Origin of the sequence: Veillonella sp. 3_1_44 (assembly GCF_000163715.1) — a bacterium.
In the GTDB taxonomy this organism is placed as follows: domain Bacteria; phylum Bacillota; class Negativicutes; order Veillonellales; family Veillonellaceae; genus Veillonella; species Veillonella parvula_A.
In genome coordinates this window covers 167,204-182,226 of sequence record NZ_GG770199.1, presented here as the reverse complement: position 1 = coordinate 182,226, position 15,023 = coordinate 167,204, and the positions used below count along the sequence as shown (strand labels likewise).

15 protein-coding genes are annotated in these 15,023 nt (G+C 38.7%); all 15 read right to left on the bottom strand.

All coding sequences use genetic code 11. The features are described from left to right. Positions 1-144 precede the first annotated feature (144 nt). On the bottom strand, positions 145-594 hold the full coding sequence (gene dut / locus HMPREF0873_RS00820; RefSeq protein ID WP_004692993.1) for a dUTP diphosphatase: 450 nt from the start codon (positions 592-594) through the stop codon (positions 145-147). Positions 595-604: 10 nt separating this feature from the next. Continuing rightward, positions 605-2,674 (bottom strand): polyribonucleotide nucleotidyltransferase, encoded by a 2,070-nt coding sequence (locus HMPREF0873_RS00815; RefSeq protein WP_004697123.1) that lies wholly within the window; start codon positions 2,672-2,674, stop codon positions 605-607. A gap of 111 nt (positions 2,675-2,785) precedes the next feature. After that, complete coding sequence (rpsO, locus tag HMPREF0873_RS00810; RefSeq protein WP_004692991.1) at positions 2,786-3,052, bottom strand: 30S ribosomal protein S15; 267 nt, start codon at positions 3,050-3,052, stop codon at positions 2,786-2,788. Positions 3,053-3,223: 171 nt separating this feature from the next. Further along, complete coding sequence (locus HMPREF0873_RS00805) at positions 3,224-4,021, bottom strand: ABC transporter ATP-binding protein (RefSeq protein ID WP_008600750.1); 798 nt, start codon at positions 4,019-4,021, stop codon at positions 3,224-3,226. Positions 4,022-4,031: 10 nt separating this feature from the next. Then, on the bottom strand, positions 4,032-4,904 hold the full coding sequence (locus HMPREF0873_RS00800) for an ABC transporter permease (RefSeq protein ID WP_004697183.1): 873 nt from the start codon (positions 4,902-4,904) through the stop codon (positions 4,032-4,034). A gap of 11 nt (positions 4,905-4,915) precedes the next feature. Further along, positions 4,916-5,896, bottom strand: a complete 981-nt coding sequence (locus HMPREF0873_RS00795; RefSeq protein ID WP_012864241.1) for an ABC transporter substrate-binding protein — start codon at positions 5,894-5,896, stop codon at positions 4,916-4,918. A 24-nt stretch (positions 5,897-5,920) separates the two neighbouring features. After that, positions 5,921-6,898: an ABC transporter substrate-binding protein gene (locus tag HMPREF0873_RS00790; protein ID WP_008713786.1), complete on the bottom strand. Its 978-nt coding sequence runs from the start codon at positions 6,896-6,898 to the stop codon at positions 5,921-5,923. 131 nt (positions 6,899-7,029) lie between these two features. Further along, positions 7,030-7,407 carry a hypothetical protein gene (locus tag HMPREF0873_RS00785; protein ID WP_038125344.1) on the bottom strand — a complete coding sequence of 126 codons (378 nt, stop codon included), beginning with the start codon at positions 7,405-7,407 and terminating at the stop codon, positions 7,030-7,032. 50 nt (positions 7,408-7,457) lie between these two features. Next, complete coding sequence (locus HMPREF0873_RS00780) at positions 7,458-8,849, bottom strand: aminopeptidase (RefSeq protein WP_008713783.1); 1,392 nt, start codon at positions 8,847-8,849, stop codon at positions 7,458-7,460. 71 nt (positions 8,850-8,920) lie between these two features. Further along, positions 8,921-9,904, bottom strand: coding sequence for a 3'-5' exonuclease (locus HMPREF0873_RS00775; protein WP_008713781.1), 984 nt, complete (start codon positions 9,902-9,904; stop codon positions 8,921-8,923). A 4-nt stretch (positions 9,905-9,908) separates the two neighbouring features. After that, positions 9,909-10,949: a glycosyltransferase family 9 protein gene (locus HMPREF0873_RS00770; RefSeq protein ID WP_008713778.1), complete on the bottom strand. Its 1,041-nt coding sequence runs from the start codon at positions 10,947-10,949 to the stop codon at positions 9,909-9,911. Continuing rightward, a complete protein-coding gene (locus HMPREF0873_RS00765; RefSeq protein WP_004692982.1) occupies positions 10,949-11,968 on the bottom strand; it encodes a glycosyltransferase family 9 protein in 1,020 nt (339 codons plus the stop codon). Before HMPREF0873_RS00765 ends, HMPREF0873_RS00770 begins: the two co-directional genes overlap by 1 nt. 70 nt (positions 11,969-12,038) lie before the next feature. Continuing rightward, on the bottom strand, positions 12,039-12,533 hold the full coding sequence (locus HMPREF0873_RS00760; RefSeq protein ID WP_008713775.1) for an HAD-IIIA family hydrolase: 495 nt from the start codon (positions 12,531-12,533) through the stop codon (positions 12,039-12,041). Further along, positions 12,533-13,498: an ADP-glyceromanno-heptose 6-epimerase gene (gene rfaD, locus HMPREF0873_RS00755; protein ID WP_008713773.1), complete on the bottom strand. Its 966-nt coding sequence runs from the start codon at positions 13,496-13,498 to the stop codon at positions 12,533-12,535. The genes HMPREF0873_RS00760 and rfaD overlap by 1 nt, the downstream gene beginning before the upstream one ends. Beyond that, the gene (gene rfaE1, locus HMPREF0873_RS00750; RefSeq protein ID WP_004697349.1) at positions 13,495-14,973 is read right to left on the bottom strand and encodes a D-glycero-beta-D-manno-heptose-7-phosphate kinase; all 1,479 of its coding nucleotides are present in this window, start codon (positions 14,971-14,973) and stop codon (positions 13,495-13,497) included. Before rfaE1 ends, rfaD begins: the two co-directional genes overlap by 4 nt. Between the last annotated feature and the right edge of the window lie 50 nt (positions 14,974-15,023).

Below are 15,023 nucleotides of genomic sequence, written 5' to 3'. Positions count from 1 at the left end.
AGCCTCCCGAATTGTTCTACTAACTATAATAAATATTATATAGTATTATTGATAATAATTACAGCTGAAGAGAGAAATAAACACACAAAAACCGCCCAACAAAGTTGAGCGGTTTTTACTAGTTTATACAAAACCATATATTATTTACATAGTCCCAGTGCTTCCAATGCCACCAGTTCTTACACCAGTAGCATCATCATCATTTGTAATAAGGTATTTAGAGAATATACCTTGAGCAACGCGTTCGCCTTTTTCAAGGGTAACTGGTTCTTTGCCAAAATTATAGAGAGCGATCATAATATGACCTTCGTTGTCCTCATTGTTGTAGTAATCACTATCAATGATACCTGTGCTATTCACAAGTGCTAAATGGCGTTTAATAGCCATGCTAGATCGGATGTGAATGGCAAGGTATTCGTCGTACGCCATGAAAGCTTTAATACCTGTCGGAACGAGCACTACTTGGCCTGGTTCTAATGTAACAGCTTCAGCACATTCAATATCATAGCCTGCGCTTTCAGTTGTTTTACGTGTTGGTAAGTTGATATCTTGTTCTTCAAAAGCAGAAACTACTTCAAAGCCACGAATATCCATGTAACACCTCTTATTTTAAACAATCTTTACGGGATAAGTTTACACGGCCCTGTTTATCGATTTCGATAACTTTTACCATGATTTCATCCCCTACACTTACTACGTCTTCTACATTTTCAACGCGTTCTTTCGCAAGTTTGGAAATATGTACAAGACCTTCCTTACCTGGTAATACCTCTACAAATGCGCCAAAAGCCATTAGACGAGTTACTTTACCAAGGTATACTTCCCCTACTTCAACCTCTTTAGTAAGGTTTGTGATAATTTCTTGAGCTTTTGCAGCACCTTCTTGTTCTACAGAAGCGATAAATACTGTACCATCATCTTCGATGTCAATTTTAGCGCCTGTTTCTTCGATAATACTGCGAATTACTTTACCGCCAGAACCGATTACGTCACGAATCTTATCGGGATCAATTTTCATTGTAATAATACGTGGAGCGTATTGGGACATTTGTTGACGTGGTTCAGCAATTGTATCAAGCATGATGCCCATGATATGCATACGGCCTTTGTGAGCTTGTTCTAATGCTTCTTGAAGGATTTCTCGTGATAATCCGGAAATCTTGATATCCATTTGAATTGCTGTTACGCCTTTAGCTGTACCAGCAACTTTAAAGTCCATATCTCCAAGAGCATCTTCCATGCCTTGAATATCTGTTAAAATTGTATAGTGTTCCCCTTGAGTTACAAGACCCATAGCGATACCAGCTACAGGTGCTTTAATAGGTACACCAGCATCCATCAAAGATAATGTAGAACCACATACGGAAGCCATGGAGCTAGAACCATTAGATTCCAATACTTCAGATACTAAACGCAAAGCATATGGGAAATCTTCTTCACTTGGAATCACAGGTACCAATGCGCGTTCGGCCAACGCACCATGACCAATTTCACGACGCCCAGGGCCACGGGAAGAACGAGTTTCCCCTACAGAGAAGGATGGGAAATTATAATGATGGATATAACGTTTTTCAGTTTCAACACCAAGACCATCGATGGTTTGTTTTTCAGATAAAGGCGCCACTGTTGTGACATTCAACACTTGAGTTTGACCACGTGTAAACAAGCCAGAGCCATGTGTACGAGGTAATACGCCTGTACGGCAAGAGATTGGACGAACTTCATCAAGTTGGCGACCATCTGGGCGGATTTTTTCAACAGTAATCATATGACGCACAATTTCTTTTGTCATTGCATCAAATGCTTTATTTACATCAGCCAAGTTATCTGGGTAGATTTCTTCAAAGTGAGCTAATACATCTGCACGTACTTCATTTTCTTGTGCATCACGTTGTTGTTTATCTGCACAACGAACTGCAGCATCAAGTTTATCATGACCATAGGCACGAACTGCATCACTAATTTCAGCAGGAACATCTTTACATTCAAATACGCGTTTTTCCTTACCTACTTTTGCAGTCATATCTTCTTGGAATGCTACGATTTTTTTGATTTCTTCGTGAGCTGCCATGATAACTTCAAGAATGATATCTTCCGGTACTTCTTCAGCGCCACCTTCAACCATGAGAATAGCATCTTTAGTACCAGCTACAACGATATTAAGATCTGTTTCTTCTAATTGTGATTTCGTTGGATTTACAACAAACTCACCATTGATACGTCCCATACGAACGCCTGCAATAGGGCCATTCCAAGGAACATCAGAAATAGACAATGCCGCAGAAGCGCCAATCATACCACAAATGGCTGGATCACAATCTTGGTCCACAGACATAACTGTTGCTACTACGTGTACTTCGTTACGTACACCTTTATTAAATAATGGACGAATAGGACGGTCAATCAAACGGCTATTCAAGATTGCAGACTCAGGTGGACGCGCTTCACGTTTAATGAACCCCCCTGGTAAACGACCAACCGCATACATTTTTTCTTCATAGTCTACTGTAAGTGGGAAGAAGTCGATATCCTTCGCCTCTTTAGAGCCTGTAGCAGTAACCAGTACACGAGTATCGCCATAGCCAACCATTACAGCACCGCCAGCTTGTTTTGCAAGTTCCCCAGTCTCAATCGTAAGCATACGACCAGCTAGGTCCATTTGGAATTGTTCCATTCCTATTCCTCCTAAAAATCTTCTTATATGTATACCTTCTAATTATATATCAATTAAAGCTAAATAGCCAATTCAAAATAAAAAAGCCGTCCTTTAGGACGGCTAATTTTATTATTTACGAAGACCAAGGCGTTCAATAAGGGAACGGTAACGTTCGATATCTTTACGACGAAGGTAGTCAAGCATGTTACGGCGTTGACCAACCAATTTCAACAAACCACGACGGGAATGATGGTCTTTTTTGTGCTCTTTCAAGTGTTCAGTTAAGTATTGAATGCGACTTGTTAAAATCGCAACTTGTACTTCTGGAGAACCAGTGTCACCTTCATGAGTAGCGTATTCTTTAATTACTGCTAATTTAGCTTCTGTAGTTAACATTAATGTTACCTCCTAAAAAATTATAATCCCGATAAGCTTAAGTAACCGTTGGAGAATCGAATACTTCGCTTACGATATGTCTTACGACCTAATTTAGTATACAGTATCTGCCCTATCTTGTAAAGCAAAAATACAGTAATTGAACAAAAGATAGATTAGAACTTCCTTCTATTATTTAGCACCTAGCACCATGCGGTCACTCAGTGCATTATCACCAGCTACCTCGAACTTTTGAAGTAAGTCCGCAACAGTTAATTGTTTCTTTTCTTCCCCTTTTACATCATAGATGATTCGACCAGCGTCCATCATGATGAGGCGATTACCAAATCGCAATGCATCACGCATATTATGGGTAATCATAAGAGTTGTTAGATTATGTTCTGCAACGAGTTTATCTGTTAGTTGCAATACATTTTCTGCAGTTTTAGGGTCAAGTGCCGCCGTATGCTCATCCAACAATAAGAGTTCTGGACGAAGCATGGTAGCCATTAACAATGTAATAGATTGACGTTGGCCACCAGATAGTAAGCCCATACGAGCAGATAAACGATCTTCAAGGCCTAAGCCTAATAATGCAAGACGTTCCTTGAAAAATGCTTGTTCACTATCTTTGAAAGCCCATTTAAGACCTAAGCTTTTACCACGGCGCATAGCAAGAATCAAGTTTTCCTCGATTTGCATATTACCAGCAGTACCAACCATAGGGTCTTGGAATACACGACCAATGTATTTAGCACGTTTGTATTCTGGCATTTTTGTCACATCAATCTCATTAATTGTAATGGATCCTTCATCTACTGGAAATACACCAGCAATGGAGTTTAACAAAGTACTTTTACCAGCCCCATTACCACCAATGACAGTACAAAAATCACCCTCTTCTAAGCGAAGATTAATACCTTGTAATGCAGTCTTTTCATTAATTGTGCCCTTAAAGAAGGTTTTTACCATATTTTTTACTTCTAACATAGTGTCCTCCTTAACGAGCCAACCATTTTGCTTTCAATGTAGGTAAGGAAAGCGCGATGGCAACAAGAATTGCAGTGAATAATTTCAAATCATTTGGTGGCATACCCATGTAGAGAACTGCAGCAATAACGATACGATATACAATAGAACCAAGTACTACGGCGATGAGGCTGCGTACGAAGGACTTCGTACCAAATACTACTTCACCGATGATTACAGAGGCCAAACCAATAACGATAGTACCAATACCCATGCCTACATCAGCAAAGCCTTGGAATTGACCGATAAGAGCCCCAGACATGCCAACAAAGCCATTGGAAATCAAAAGGCCAAGAACGATCATATTATCAGTATTTACGCCTTGAGCTCGAATCATTTGAGGATTAACACCTGTAGCACGTAAGGCTGTACCAATTTCGGTACCGAAGAACCAAAATAAGAGCAAACATACAACTACAGCAACGATAATACCTACGATGGCTGCAGACCACATATTCGGCGTATGGAAAAATCCACCAAGAATCGTATAAATTGTATCCATACGAAGCAAAGATACATTAGCTTTGCCCATGATGTGAAGGTTTACAGAGTACAATGCAATCATTGTCAAAATACCAGCCAATAATGCAGGAATTTTTAATTTTGTATGAATCCAACCTGTTACAGCACCGGCTATCATACCACCCACACCGGCAAGTAGAATGGAAAGGATTGGATTCATACCACTTGTAATTAAAATAGCAGAAATGGCTGCCCCCATTGGGAACGTACCTTCCACGGTTAAATCAGCCACATCTAATACGCGGAAGGTTATGAATACACCGACCGCTAACAAAGACCATAAAAGGCCTGTGGTTATGGTGCCTACCACTAAATCTAACATCAAATTCTCCTCTATTGTTTCATATCTTTACGAAGAGCTTCAGGAATCGTAATACCTAATTTTTTAGCACGTTCTTCGTTAACAGTTAACTTAATCTCTTTTTGTGTCTCAATAGCTAAATCTGCAATTTTTGCTTCTCCTGCAAGAACTTTAGCAGCCATTAAACCTGTTTGATAACCCAATTGATAGTAATCAACAGAATAAGTTGCTACACCACCAGTCATTGTCATACCTTCATCGGCAGCAAATACTGGAATTTTAGCAGCATCTGTAATTTGTGCTAAGTTAGCCATAGCAGATGCCAATACATTATCTGTTGGCGTATAGATAGCTTGTACATCTTGGTTCACAAGATTTGTAGCGGCTTGTTGGATATCATTTACATTGGAAACAGTTGCCTCTACAACAGTAATACCTTTTGTAGCAGCATACGCTTTCATTTTTTCAACTTGCAATTGGGAGTTGATCTCAGAGGATGTATAAATGGCACCAATACGCTTTACATTCGGTACTAATGCTATGATAAGATCAACCTCTTTTTCAACAGGTGTCATATCAGATGTACCAGATACATTACCACCAGGGTGTTCGTTAGATTGAACGAGTTTAGCTGTCACGTAATCTGTAATAGCTGTACCCATGATTGGCATGTCATGAGAAGCATTTGCCATCGTCTGAGCCGCAGGCGTTGCAATAGCTAATACTAAATCTTTTTTATCAGATACGAAACGTTGTGCAATACTATTTAGATTAGATTGATCGGCCTGTGCATTTTGTTGGTCAATTTTAATGTTTTGACCATCCTTAAATCCTTTAGCTGCTAAACCATCTACGAAACCTTTATTAGCAGCATCAAGAGATGGATGTTCTACTAATTGAATAACACCAATTTTCTTTTGGTCATTAGTTGCAGTATTGGAACCACAACCGCCTACCATTGCCATAACAGCAATGGCACTAAGTGCCACTGCAATACTTTTTTTCCAGTTCATGTATAACTCCTTACCAGTTATGTATTAAATCATAGTCGCCTTGTTCATCAAATCCTCTGGTAAGGTGATGCCCAATTTTTCTAATTTATCTTTTCCCACAACTAATTTAAATTCTTTCTGCATTTCGATAGGCATATCTTCAACTTTAGCTTCGCCAGTTAGAATTTTAGCTGCCATCAAACCAGTCTGGTAACCAAGTTTGTAGTAATCTACAGACAAGGACATAACTGCCCCACCTTTTACGTGGTTATCTTCACCGCCAAACACAGGAATTTTTGCTGGATCGGTAATAGCTACAAGATTGCTCATCGCAGAAGCTACCACATTATCTGTTGGCACATAAACTGCATCCACACGTTGAGATACTAGGTTTTGTGCCGCTTGTTGAATATCGTTTACATTGGAAACTGTAACTTCTTCAACTTTAATACCCTTTGTAGCTGCATAAGCTTTCATCTTCTCCACTTGAATTTGAGAGTTTACTTCGCTTGAGCTATAGATAGTACCAATTGTTTTCGCATTTGGCATTACTCGTAAAATTAGATCTACTTGTTGCTCTACTGGATTCATGTCAGACGTACCAGATACATTACCACCAGGTTTTTGATTGGATTTAACAAGTTTAGCTGCCTCGTAATCAGTAATTGCTGTACCTAAGATTGGAATATCATGAGTTGCATTCGCCATGGATTGAGCCGCTGGCGTAGCTATTGCTAAAATCAAGTTTTTCCGATCGGATACGAAACGCTGTGCAATACTATTCAAATTAGATTGATCAGCTTGCGCATTTTGTTGATCAAAAGTAATCTTTTCTGCCAAACCTTTTTCTTTTAGCGCATCAACAAAGCCCTTATTTGCCGCATCTAGTGCAGGATGTTCTACCAGCTGTACAACACCAACTTTATATTCACCATTCGATGTAGTTCCATTTGAGCCACAGCCTGTAAACGCCAACAATGCTGCCGCCGTGAGCGCTAGGGCAATACCTTTTTTCAAGTTCATGGGGATTTCCTTCCTATCTGCAATGACTATAATACATCTATTATAAACAAATTTCTTTACTACATCAATGTAGCAGGTTAAAGTATTTTACATTTGTCCATTTATAGAACACATTAAGATACGAAATCCTTTTACTTTTCAAGAGACGCTAACATGTCTTCTGTTAGATCATTAGCTGCCAAAATATAGTCCTTAAGAGTCCCTTTGTCGAGAGCTACCTTCATAACAGGCACTTCAAATGGATCCAATATGACACACATTAGAATTTCACCCGTTATATAGTAACCAACCACTGCTTCCCCTTCTTCAGGATCTAAGGTTTCACGTTTTACAGTAACACAGTATGATTTCATAACCTGCGCTGCTGCTTCTGCTACCTCTTCACGATTAGAAATATATTCTTCAACCTTCGTTTCAGGGATGTCAAAAATATCTACCTTTACAGTCTTGACCTCTGTAGCCTCTCCTTTCGCAGACTCTATAGCTGCGCCTAATTCTGTTTGCTTCATATACACCTCACAAAGAATGGACTTTTACCATTGGTGAAAGCCCCATTATCTTAGATTGATTCATCAGCTGCATTTAAGAACGCCACATAGCATTGTTTAGCCTCGTAAATATCAGCCTTAGATGTAACCTCCCAAGGAGCATGCATGCTAAGAACGGCTACACCACAGTCGATGACATTCATACCATAAAGAGCCATGATGTACGCAATGGTGCCACCACCACCTAAATCAACCTTACCGAGCTCTGCTGTTTGGTATGTTACATTGTTAGATTCCATGACACGACGGATAAAGCCCATATACTCAGCATTCGCATCATTAGAACCAGCTTTACCACGAGAGCCAGTAAATTTATTAAATACTACACCCATACCAAGGTAAGAAGCATTTTTCTTTTCATACGCCGATGCATAAAGCGGATCATAGCCTGCACTTACATCGGAGGATAACATACGAGATTTCTCCAACGTACGACGTACACTTACAGAGTTAGGTTTACCCATAAGTGTTAAAATTTCAGCCACTGCATTTTCAAAGAAACGTGATTGCATACCTGTAGCACCTACAGAACCAATTTCCTCTTTATCTACAAGTAAACAACAAGTAGTACGCTTTACATTATCCACTTCAAGCATTGCTACCAAGGATGTGTAGGCACACACGCGATCATCTTGGCCATACGCCATTACCATGGAACGATCAAAGCCCATATCACGTGCTTTACCAGCTGGTACAATTTCTAGTTCTGCAGACAATAAGTCACGTTCAATAAATCCATACTCTTTTTCAAGAAGGCTATTAATAAATTTAGTAACCCCTTCTTTTTCTTCGTCTTTAACTGGACGGCTACCGATGAGTAAATCAAGAGCTTCCCCTTCAATTACTTTAGCTGCATTTTTTTGCATTTGTTCTTGTCCCAAATGAGGCAACAAGTCAGTAATACAGAATACAGGATCGCTTTCCTTATCACCAATATTAATATTGATACGAGTACCATCTGTTTTTACCACAACGCCATGAATAGCAAGAGGCATAGCTACCCAATGATATTTTTTAATACCTCCATAATAATGAGTATCCCAAAATACTAAATTACTATCCTCATATTGTGGATTTTGCTTTACATCGATGCGTGGAGAATCAATATGAGCACCTAAAATATTCATACCCAATTCAATATTATCAGTACCAATATTAAATAAAGCAATAGATTTATCCATATGTGTGTAATAAATCTTATCACCAGCTTTAATTGACGTATTGCTTTTAATAATGTCATTTAGATTTACATAGCCCTTTGCTTCTGCAAATTCTACAGCTTGCACAACGCATTCACGTTCTGTTTTACCATTATCTAAAAATTGACGATATGTATCACTTAAAGCATATACCTTTTCCATAGTGGCATCATCATAATTATGCCATGCATATTTACGTTCCATAATCTATCCTTTCTAAAAGTTCATATCCTAATATATAGTACAGTTCAGAAAACGAACTTGAATTTACATAACTATTTTTGGCGGACTTTTTCTTGTTCCGCCTTACGATACTCTAAATATTTTCGCTCTTTTTCGCGATTGATTTCAGACTTCTGAGTATATAGAGAACGAATTTCATCCGTACAATGGGTCAGTACCTTAGTAACATAGAATTTACTACTGCCGGACTTAATCGTATACTTTCCAACTTTAAGTTGCACCGCAAAATCGCCATGTTTAGGACATACTCCAATGGCTAGGTGCTTATCCCCTTGTAATCGTTCAGGTCTTGTCATTTCTAAACGTGTTTGACAGTACGGACAGAAGGACATACGTACTCTTCTATCATGAACAATACGTTTTTTCTCAGAAAAATTTTCATACATAAAGAATGTGAGAATTGGAGGATATAGGAAAGGATTACTACTTTCCTTGCGAATTAGATCATAATGTAAAATTCCTTGTGCAATATCTAAAGTCTGACAAATGTGAGCTGTAAAAACTGCATCATGCAAGGCATTATGAGCAGATAGATGCTCCGTTGATATATTGAGATCCTCCATAGCATGCGCCACAGAATACTGCTGACTTGTTCCATAGCGTTGATAAGAATAAATCATTTGCGCATCTACCCATTGATCATAAGATAATGCTTTCATCTTATGAAGCATAAGATTTTCTCGAAGGATAAGAATATCGTCTGATCCCCAAGAAAGCAGCATATATTCATCACCACACCATTTTTGAAAGTATTGCATAGCCGTCTTAAATGGCACACCATGATTGAGCTCATGGGTGGTTATCCCTGTCAACTCACGCACATGTTTATGCATCCGTGTCAGATATTGAGGTTTGATGAACATCGTAAAATGATCTATAATGTCCATCTTTTCATTCAGTTTTACCGCTCCGATTTGAATGATTTCCCCTGTCAACGGCATTTTTGTGCGCTTCATAAAGCTAATATCATTGCTATAGGGTTGATTCCATTCTAAATCAAATACAATATAGTTCATATGTTTATTTCGATTCTAAAAGCAATGTTTCCGCTGCTTTAATAACCTGTTCTTCAGAAATTACAGATAATCCTTTATAATTTCCTTCTTTAATAATTTTTTTCATGCTTTTACCAATCTCATAAGAATCCATCGTTTCTAAAACGATAGCATGAGCTTGATAAGGTCCATAAAAGAATGGATTTGATGGACCATACAGTGCCACAATTGGCACACCTTGACTGATTCCTACATGCATTGGTCCAGAATCATTAGTAATAAATAGATTACAACGGCTCATAGCCGCTGCCAAAGGGCCTAACTGGAATTTTCCGGTAGCCACAATAGGCTTTGTTTCCATTTGTTCTACTACGGGCTGCACCATTTCAAGGTCCATAGGTCCGCCAAAGAAAACCGTCTTATAACCTAAACGACCAAAGTAATCTGCTACATGAGCAAATCGTTGAGCTGGCCAACGTTTCTCAGGAACGGCGCTACCGATATTAAAACCAATGAGTATATCAGTATCAGTTAATCCATGACCAGAATAAAACTCTCGAGCCTGACGACGCCATTCTTCACAGGTCTCAATATGTAAACCAGAGTTAGAAGTATCTGTTACACCTAATTGCTCTAGTACATTAATGTACATATCCGCAGCATGACGAGTTTTACGATCTAAGCGCGTATACTTTGTCATGAATGGTCTAAAGAGGAAATGACTCATACCAGTTGTAATAGGTGCATGAATCTTCCAAGCTAAATATGAAGTACGCTCATTAGGATGTAAATTAATGACAATGTCAGATTTTCCCTTAGCATTGATTTCACGAGCCACTTCATTGAGACCTGAGATGCTATTATGGCGCCCTTTTTTATCTACAACAATAAGTTCATCAATATTTGGATTATATTCCATTACTTGTTGTAATTTTTCATCTATTACATACGTAATATGACTATGAGGAGCCGCTTTGCGAAGCACTTCTAAAAATGGAGTCGTTAATATAACATCGCCTAAATGCATTAAAAAGGTTACCACAATGCGCTTATAATCTAGTTCCATTATAGTTCCTTTCCAAGTACTTGTTCATACACTGACCATACCGCGTCTACAGGAATTTGTGCCATACAGTCTGGATCATCTACTAGTGGTTGCTCAGGTGTAGCCTTAGAAGTAGGTGAAATAATGAGATGTACATGACTACCACCATAAGGACCTGTACGCTTAGGTGATGTTGTACCAAACATGGCAATCAAAGGACGCTTCAAAGCATTTGCAATATGCAATGGTCCCGTATCGGCACTAATAAAAATCTGACAATGACGAATCAACTCAATGAGTTCAGGCATGGTTGTAGATCCAACTAAATTGATGAGATTCTTATGTTTTACATAATTTTCTATGAAAGCACCTTTATCTACATCATCAGGAGCACCGGCAATAACAACCTTCTTACCAGATTCACATAAACGAATACAAAGTTCTCCAAAATTTAGAAGTGGCCACTCCTTAACAATCCATCGTGCCCCTGGTACAACTACAATATATTCATCATCTACACCATGGCATTTCAACTTTTGTTTTATGGATTTCTCAGCCTCAACGTAAGCTGGCATAGGAAATTCAATCTCCTCTACCTCGCCACCAAGTACACGTACAGTATCAAGATACCGTTCGATAACATGGTCGTATTTATGCTCACCTACTAAGGCTTTATTAACAAGATTACTGCCCTCACGAAGCTCCCAGTAGCCATATTTTTCAGGAGCACCAGATAATAAGGAAACAATAGCACTTTTTGCGATGCATTGAAGGTCTAAGGTCATATCAAAATGACGACTATGTAGCTCCTTGCGCAATTGATATAAATACGTAGGCTTCTTTAGTTGCTTTTTGTCAATGATAATCACGTCATCAACCCATGGTGTACCAGGTAAGAGGCTAGCGAATTGCTCATGAATAGCCCATGTAATACGCGCATTAGGCCAATTCTTGCGCACAGCATACAAGGTAGGCAATGCGTGAATTACATCACCTAAGGAACTCATCTTGATGATGAGTATATTCTTGTAATCTTTCATAAAGCCTCCCCAAATACAACACAACAAACCCAAATATATTCTTCCGAAATAAACTAAATGGAATAAATGATTAAATTATTGTTTTAATGAAATCCAATAGATTAGAGCCTTTAAATAGATACCCCTTAATGCCAGCAGCCTCAGCTGCATCAACATCACGCTGACTATCACCGATAAGAAAACTATTTGATATATTTACATCATAATCCTTAATGGCTTGCTTAATCATGCCAGGTTTAGGCTTTCTACATTCACATTCTACTGCATAGAGAGGAACAATACCTTCTTTATGATGTGGACAGTAATAGAAATGTAAAATCGGTGCTCCACTGCGATCTAATTCATGAGCCATATAGTCATGTAAAATCTGAACATCAGATTCTTTATAATAACCACGAGCTACACCACTCTGATTTGTCACTACAATGAGATCATAGCCTTTACTATGAGCATAAGCAAGGGCCTCTTTTGCACCATCTACCCACTCTAAATCGCTGATTTTATATAGATAACTAACATCCTTGTTAATAACCCCATCGCGATCTAAAAATAATACCTTGCGCATTAGCGTAAATACCCTTCGTTATTATCTAATAGTTCACAATATTCTTTAACGGCATCTTCCATTTTATGGAACCCTTTGTCATAGCCAGCGGCTAACAATTTAGTAGTATCAGCCTCTGTAAAGCTTTGGTATTTACCCTTTAACACCTCTGGGAATGGCACATATTCAATTTTGCCTTGACCATTGTAGTCGATAACAGCTTGCATGAATTGGTTAAAGCTATGAGCATTACCTGTACCACAGTTGAAAGTACCAGAGATTTCAGGATGCTCCCAGAAATAGAAGTTTACATTAACTACGTCTTTTACATAGATAAAGTCACGTGTTTGACCACCATCTTCGTAGCCATCTGTACCTTCAAAGAGATTAATAATACCTGTTTCTTTATTTTTGTAGAACATTTGACGTACTAAAGAAGCCATTTTATCTTTATGGGCTTCATTAGGACCATATACATTAAAGTAACGTAGCCCAACAACTTGCGCAGTATATTCACCTTCATATTTGCGTACATAACGGTCGAATAACAATTTAGAATACGCATATGGGTTAAGCGCTTCTTCAGCTTCCGGTTTTTCTACGAAACCATTTGTACCATTACCATAGGTAGATGCAGAGGAGGCATAGATGAATGGAATGCGACGGTCTTGGCAATAATGGAATAGATTTTTAGAACCTTCATAGTTGTTCTTCATCATGTATTTGCCATTATATTCCATTGTGTCTGCACAAGCACCTTCATGGAATACGACTTCAATAGGGCCAACGTCGAATGTACCATCAGCAATAGCACAATCAAAATCATCACAATCGATGTAATCTAGAAATTCTAAATTTTGAATATTGCGAATCTTACGACCATCTGTAAGATCATCTACGATGAGAATATCTGTACGACCACGATCATTCAGTGCTTTCACAATATTACTGCCAATAAAACCAGCACCACCTGTTACGATAATCATAATTTGCCCTCCTTAGCCATAGTGGCTATTTTCCCTACAATATCTGATGTAGAGTAACCTTCTTTAAATGAAAGAACCTCTACATTGTCAACGGACTCGCGTCCAATAATATCTTCTATTTTGTAATCTCCGCCCTTAACAAGAGTATTGGGACGTAAGTACGCTAGTAATTCAGCCGGTGTATCCTCTTCAAATAGTACTACACCGTCAATACATTGCAACGCACTCAACAAGGCCGCTCTATCCGCTTCACTTACGATGGGCCGTGTTTCTCCTTTTAAACGTCGAACAGATGCATCAGAATTTAATCCAATGATTAAATGATCACCTAGCTGCGCAGCTTCTTGTAAATACGTGATATGTCCACGGTGAAGAATGTCAAAACAACCATTTGTAAACACTACAGTTTCACCTTTGCTTTGCCATTGTGAAACGAGTTCTTTCATCTCTTCCTTCGTATATAATGGCTTAGATTGAATACTATGTTTATAGGAATGCCATAAGTCTAATAACTCAGAACGATGTATTGGATACGTACCAACCTTAGATACTACGATACCCGCTGCACCATTGGCGATATGTAAGGCTAAACGCATCGATAAACCACTTGCAAGACAGGTCATCATCATGGATACAACGGTATCTCCTGCACCACTCACATCAAACACCTCTTGTTGAGTAGCAGGATTATGCCATGTACGGCCATCCTTTGCAATAACCGTAATACCCTTAGCAGATCGAGTGGCCACAATATAGTCTAAATCTACATCAGCAAGTACAGACTTAGCAGCCTCTACAATAGTAGCATCATCATTTTCTAACGTACGGCCTACACATTCACCAAGTTCTTTCACATTCGGTGTAATACATGTAGCACCATTGTATTTAGACCAGTCTGCCCCCTTAGGATCTACGATAGTTTGCACACCATATTCCTTAGCCAAACCAAAGATTGTCTTCAATAAGGTAGGTGTACAAACGCCTTTACCATAGTCAGATACGACAATACCATCAATCCCCGCTTTACATAGATTTTCCAACCAAACAGACAATTGTTGCTCTTCTTGATTGGTTAAATTTGTAATTGTTTCAAAATCAAGGCGCATCATCTGTTGACGATCACCCAATATGCGCATCTTAGTAATAGTAGAGCGGTCATCACTAGTGATTAAACCAGTCGTATCGATTTTATCAGTATCAAGTAAATTTTTTAATAAATGGCCATGGTCGTCATTACCTGCTAGTGCACCAAGATATACTTTACAGTCTAAATTAGACAGATTAGATGCAACATTACCAGCTCCACCAAGGACCTCTTTCATCTTGGACACGCGGTTTACAGGAACCGGTGCTTCTGGAGAAATACGACTTACATCACCAAAAACATAACGGTCTACCATTACATCGCCTACAACGGCAATCTTCAAGTTTGGCAGTTGCTTTGTTAAAAACTGACTAATGGTAGTATTTATCATAATCCACCTATTCCTTATCAAAATTACATATGTTCCTAATTTAAATAAAT

Excerpts from the sequence above, each read along its gene's own strand:
- HMPREF0873_RS00795 (WP_012864241.1), bottom strand. The coding sequence starts at position 5,896 with ATGAACTGGAAAAAAAGTATTGCAGTGGCACTTAGTGCCATTGCTGTT.
- HMPREF0873_RS00790 (WP_008713786.1), bottom strand. The coding sequence starts at position 6,898 with ATGAACTTGAAAAAAGGTATTGCCCTAGCGCTCACGGCGGCAGCATTG.
- rfaE1 (WP_004697349.1), bottom strand. The coding sequence starts at position 14,973 with ATGATAAATACTACCATTAGTCAGTTTTTAACAAAGCAACTGCCAAAC.
- dut (WP_004692993.1), bottom strand. The coding sequence starts at position 594 with ATGGATATTCGTGGCTTTGAAGTAGTTTCTGCTTTTGAAGAACAAGAT.
- HMPREF0873_RS00770 (WP_008713778.1), bottom strand. The coding sequence starts at position 10,949 with ATGGAACTAGATTATAAGCGCATTGTGGTAACCTTTTTAATGCATTTA.
- rpsO (WP_004692991.1), bottom strand. The coding sequence starts at position 3,052 with ATGTTAACTACAGAAGCTAAATTAGCAGTAATTAAAGAATACGCTACT.
- HMPREF0873_RS00765 (WP_004692982.1), bottom strand. The coding sequence starts at position 11,968 with ATGAAAGATTACAAGAATATACTCATCATCAAGATGAGTTCCTTAGGT.
- HMPREF0873_RS00805 (WP_008600750.1), bottom strand. The coding sequence starts at position 4,021 with ATGTTAGAAGTAAAAAATATGGTAAAAACCTTCTTTAAGGGCACAATT.
- HMPREF0873_RS00780 (WP_008713783.1), bottom strand. The coding sequence starts at position 8,849 with ATGGAACGTAAATATGCATGGCATAATTATGATGATGCCACTATGGAA.
- HMPREF0873_RS00775 (WP_008713781.1), bottom strand. The coding sequence starts at position 9,904 with ATGAACTATATTGTATTTGATTTAGAATGGAATCAACCCTATAGCAAT.
- HMPREF0873_RS00815 (WP_004697123.1), bottom strand. The coding sequence starts at position 2,674 with ATGGAACAATTCCAAATGGACCTAGCTGGTCGTATGCTTACGATTGAG.
- HMPREF0873_RS00760 (WP_008713775.1), bottom strand. The coding sequence starts at position 12,533 with ATGCGCAAGGTATTATTTTTAGATCGCGATGGGGTTATTAACAAGGAT.
- HMPREF0873_RS00800 (WP_004697183.1), bottom strand. The coding sequence starts at position 4,904 with ATGTTAGATTTAGTGGTAGGCACCATAACCACAGGCCTTTTATGGTCT.
- rfaD (WP_008713773.1), bottom strand. The coding sequence starts at position 13,498 with ATGATTATCGTAACAGGTGGTGCTGGTTTTATTGGCAGTAATATTGTG.
- HMPREF0873_RS00785 (WP_038125344.1), bottom strand. The coding sequence starts at position 7,407 with ATGAAGCAAACAGAATTAGGCGCAGCTATAGAGTCTGCGAAAGGAGAG.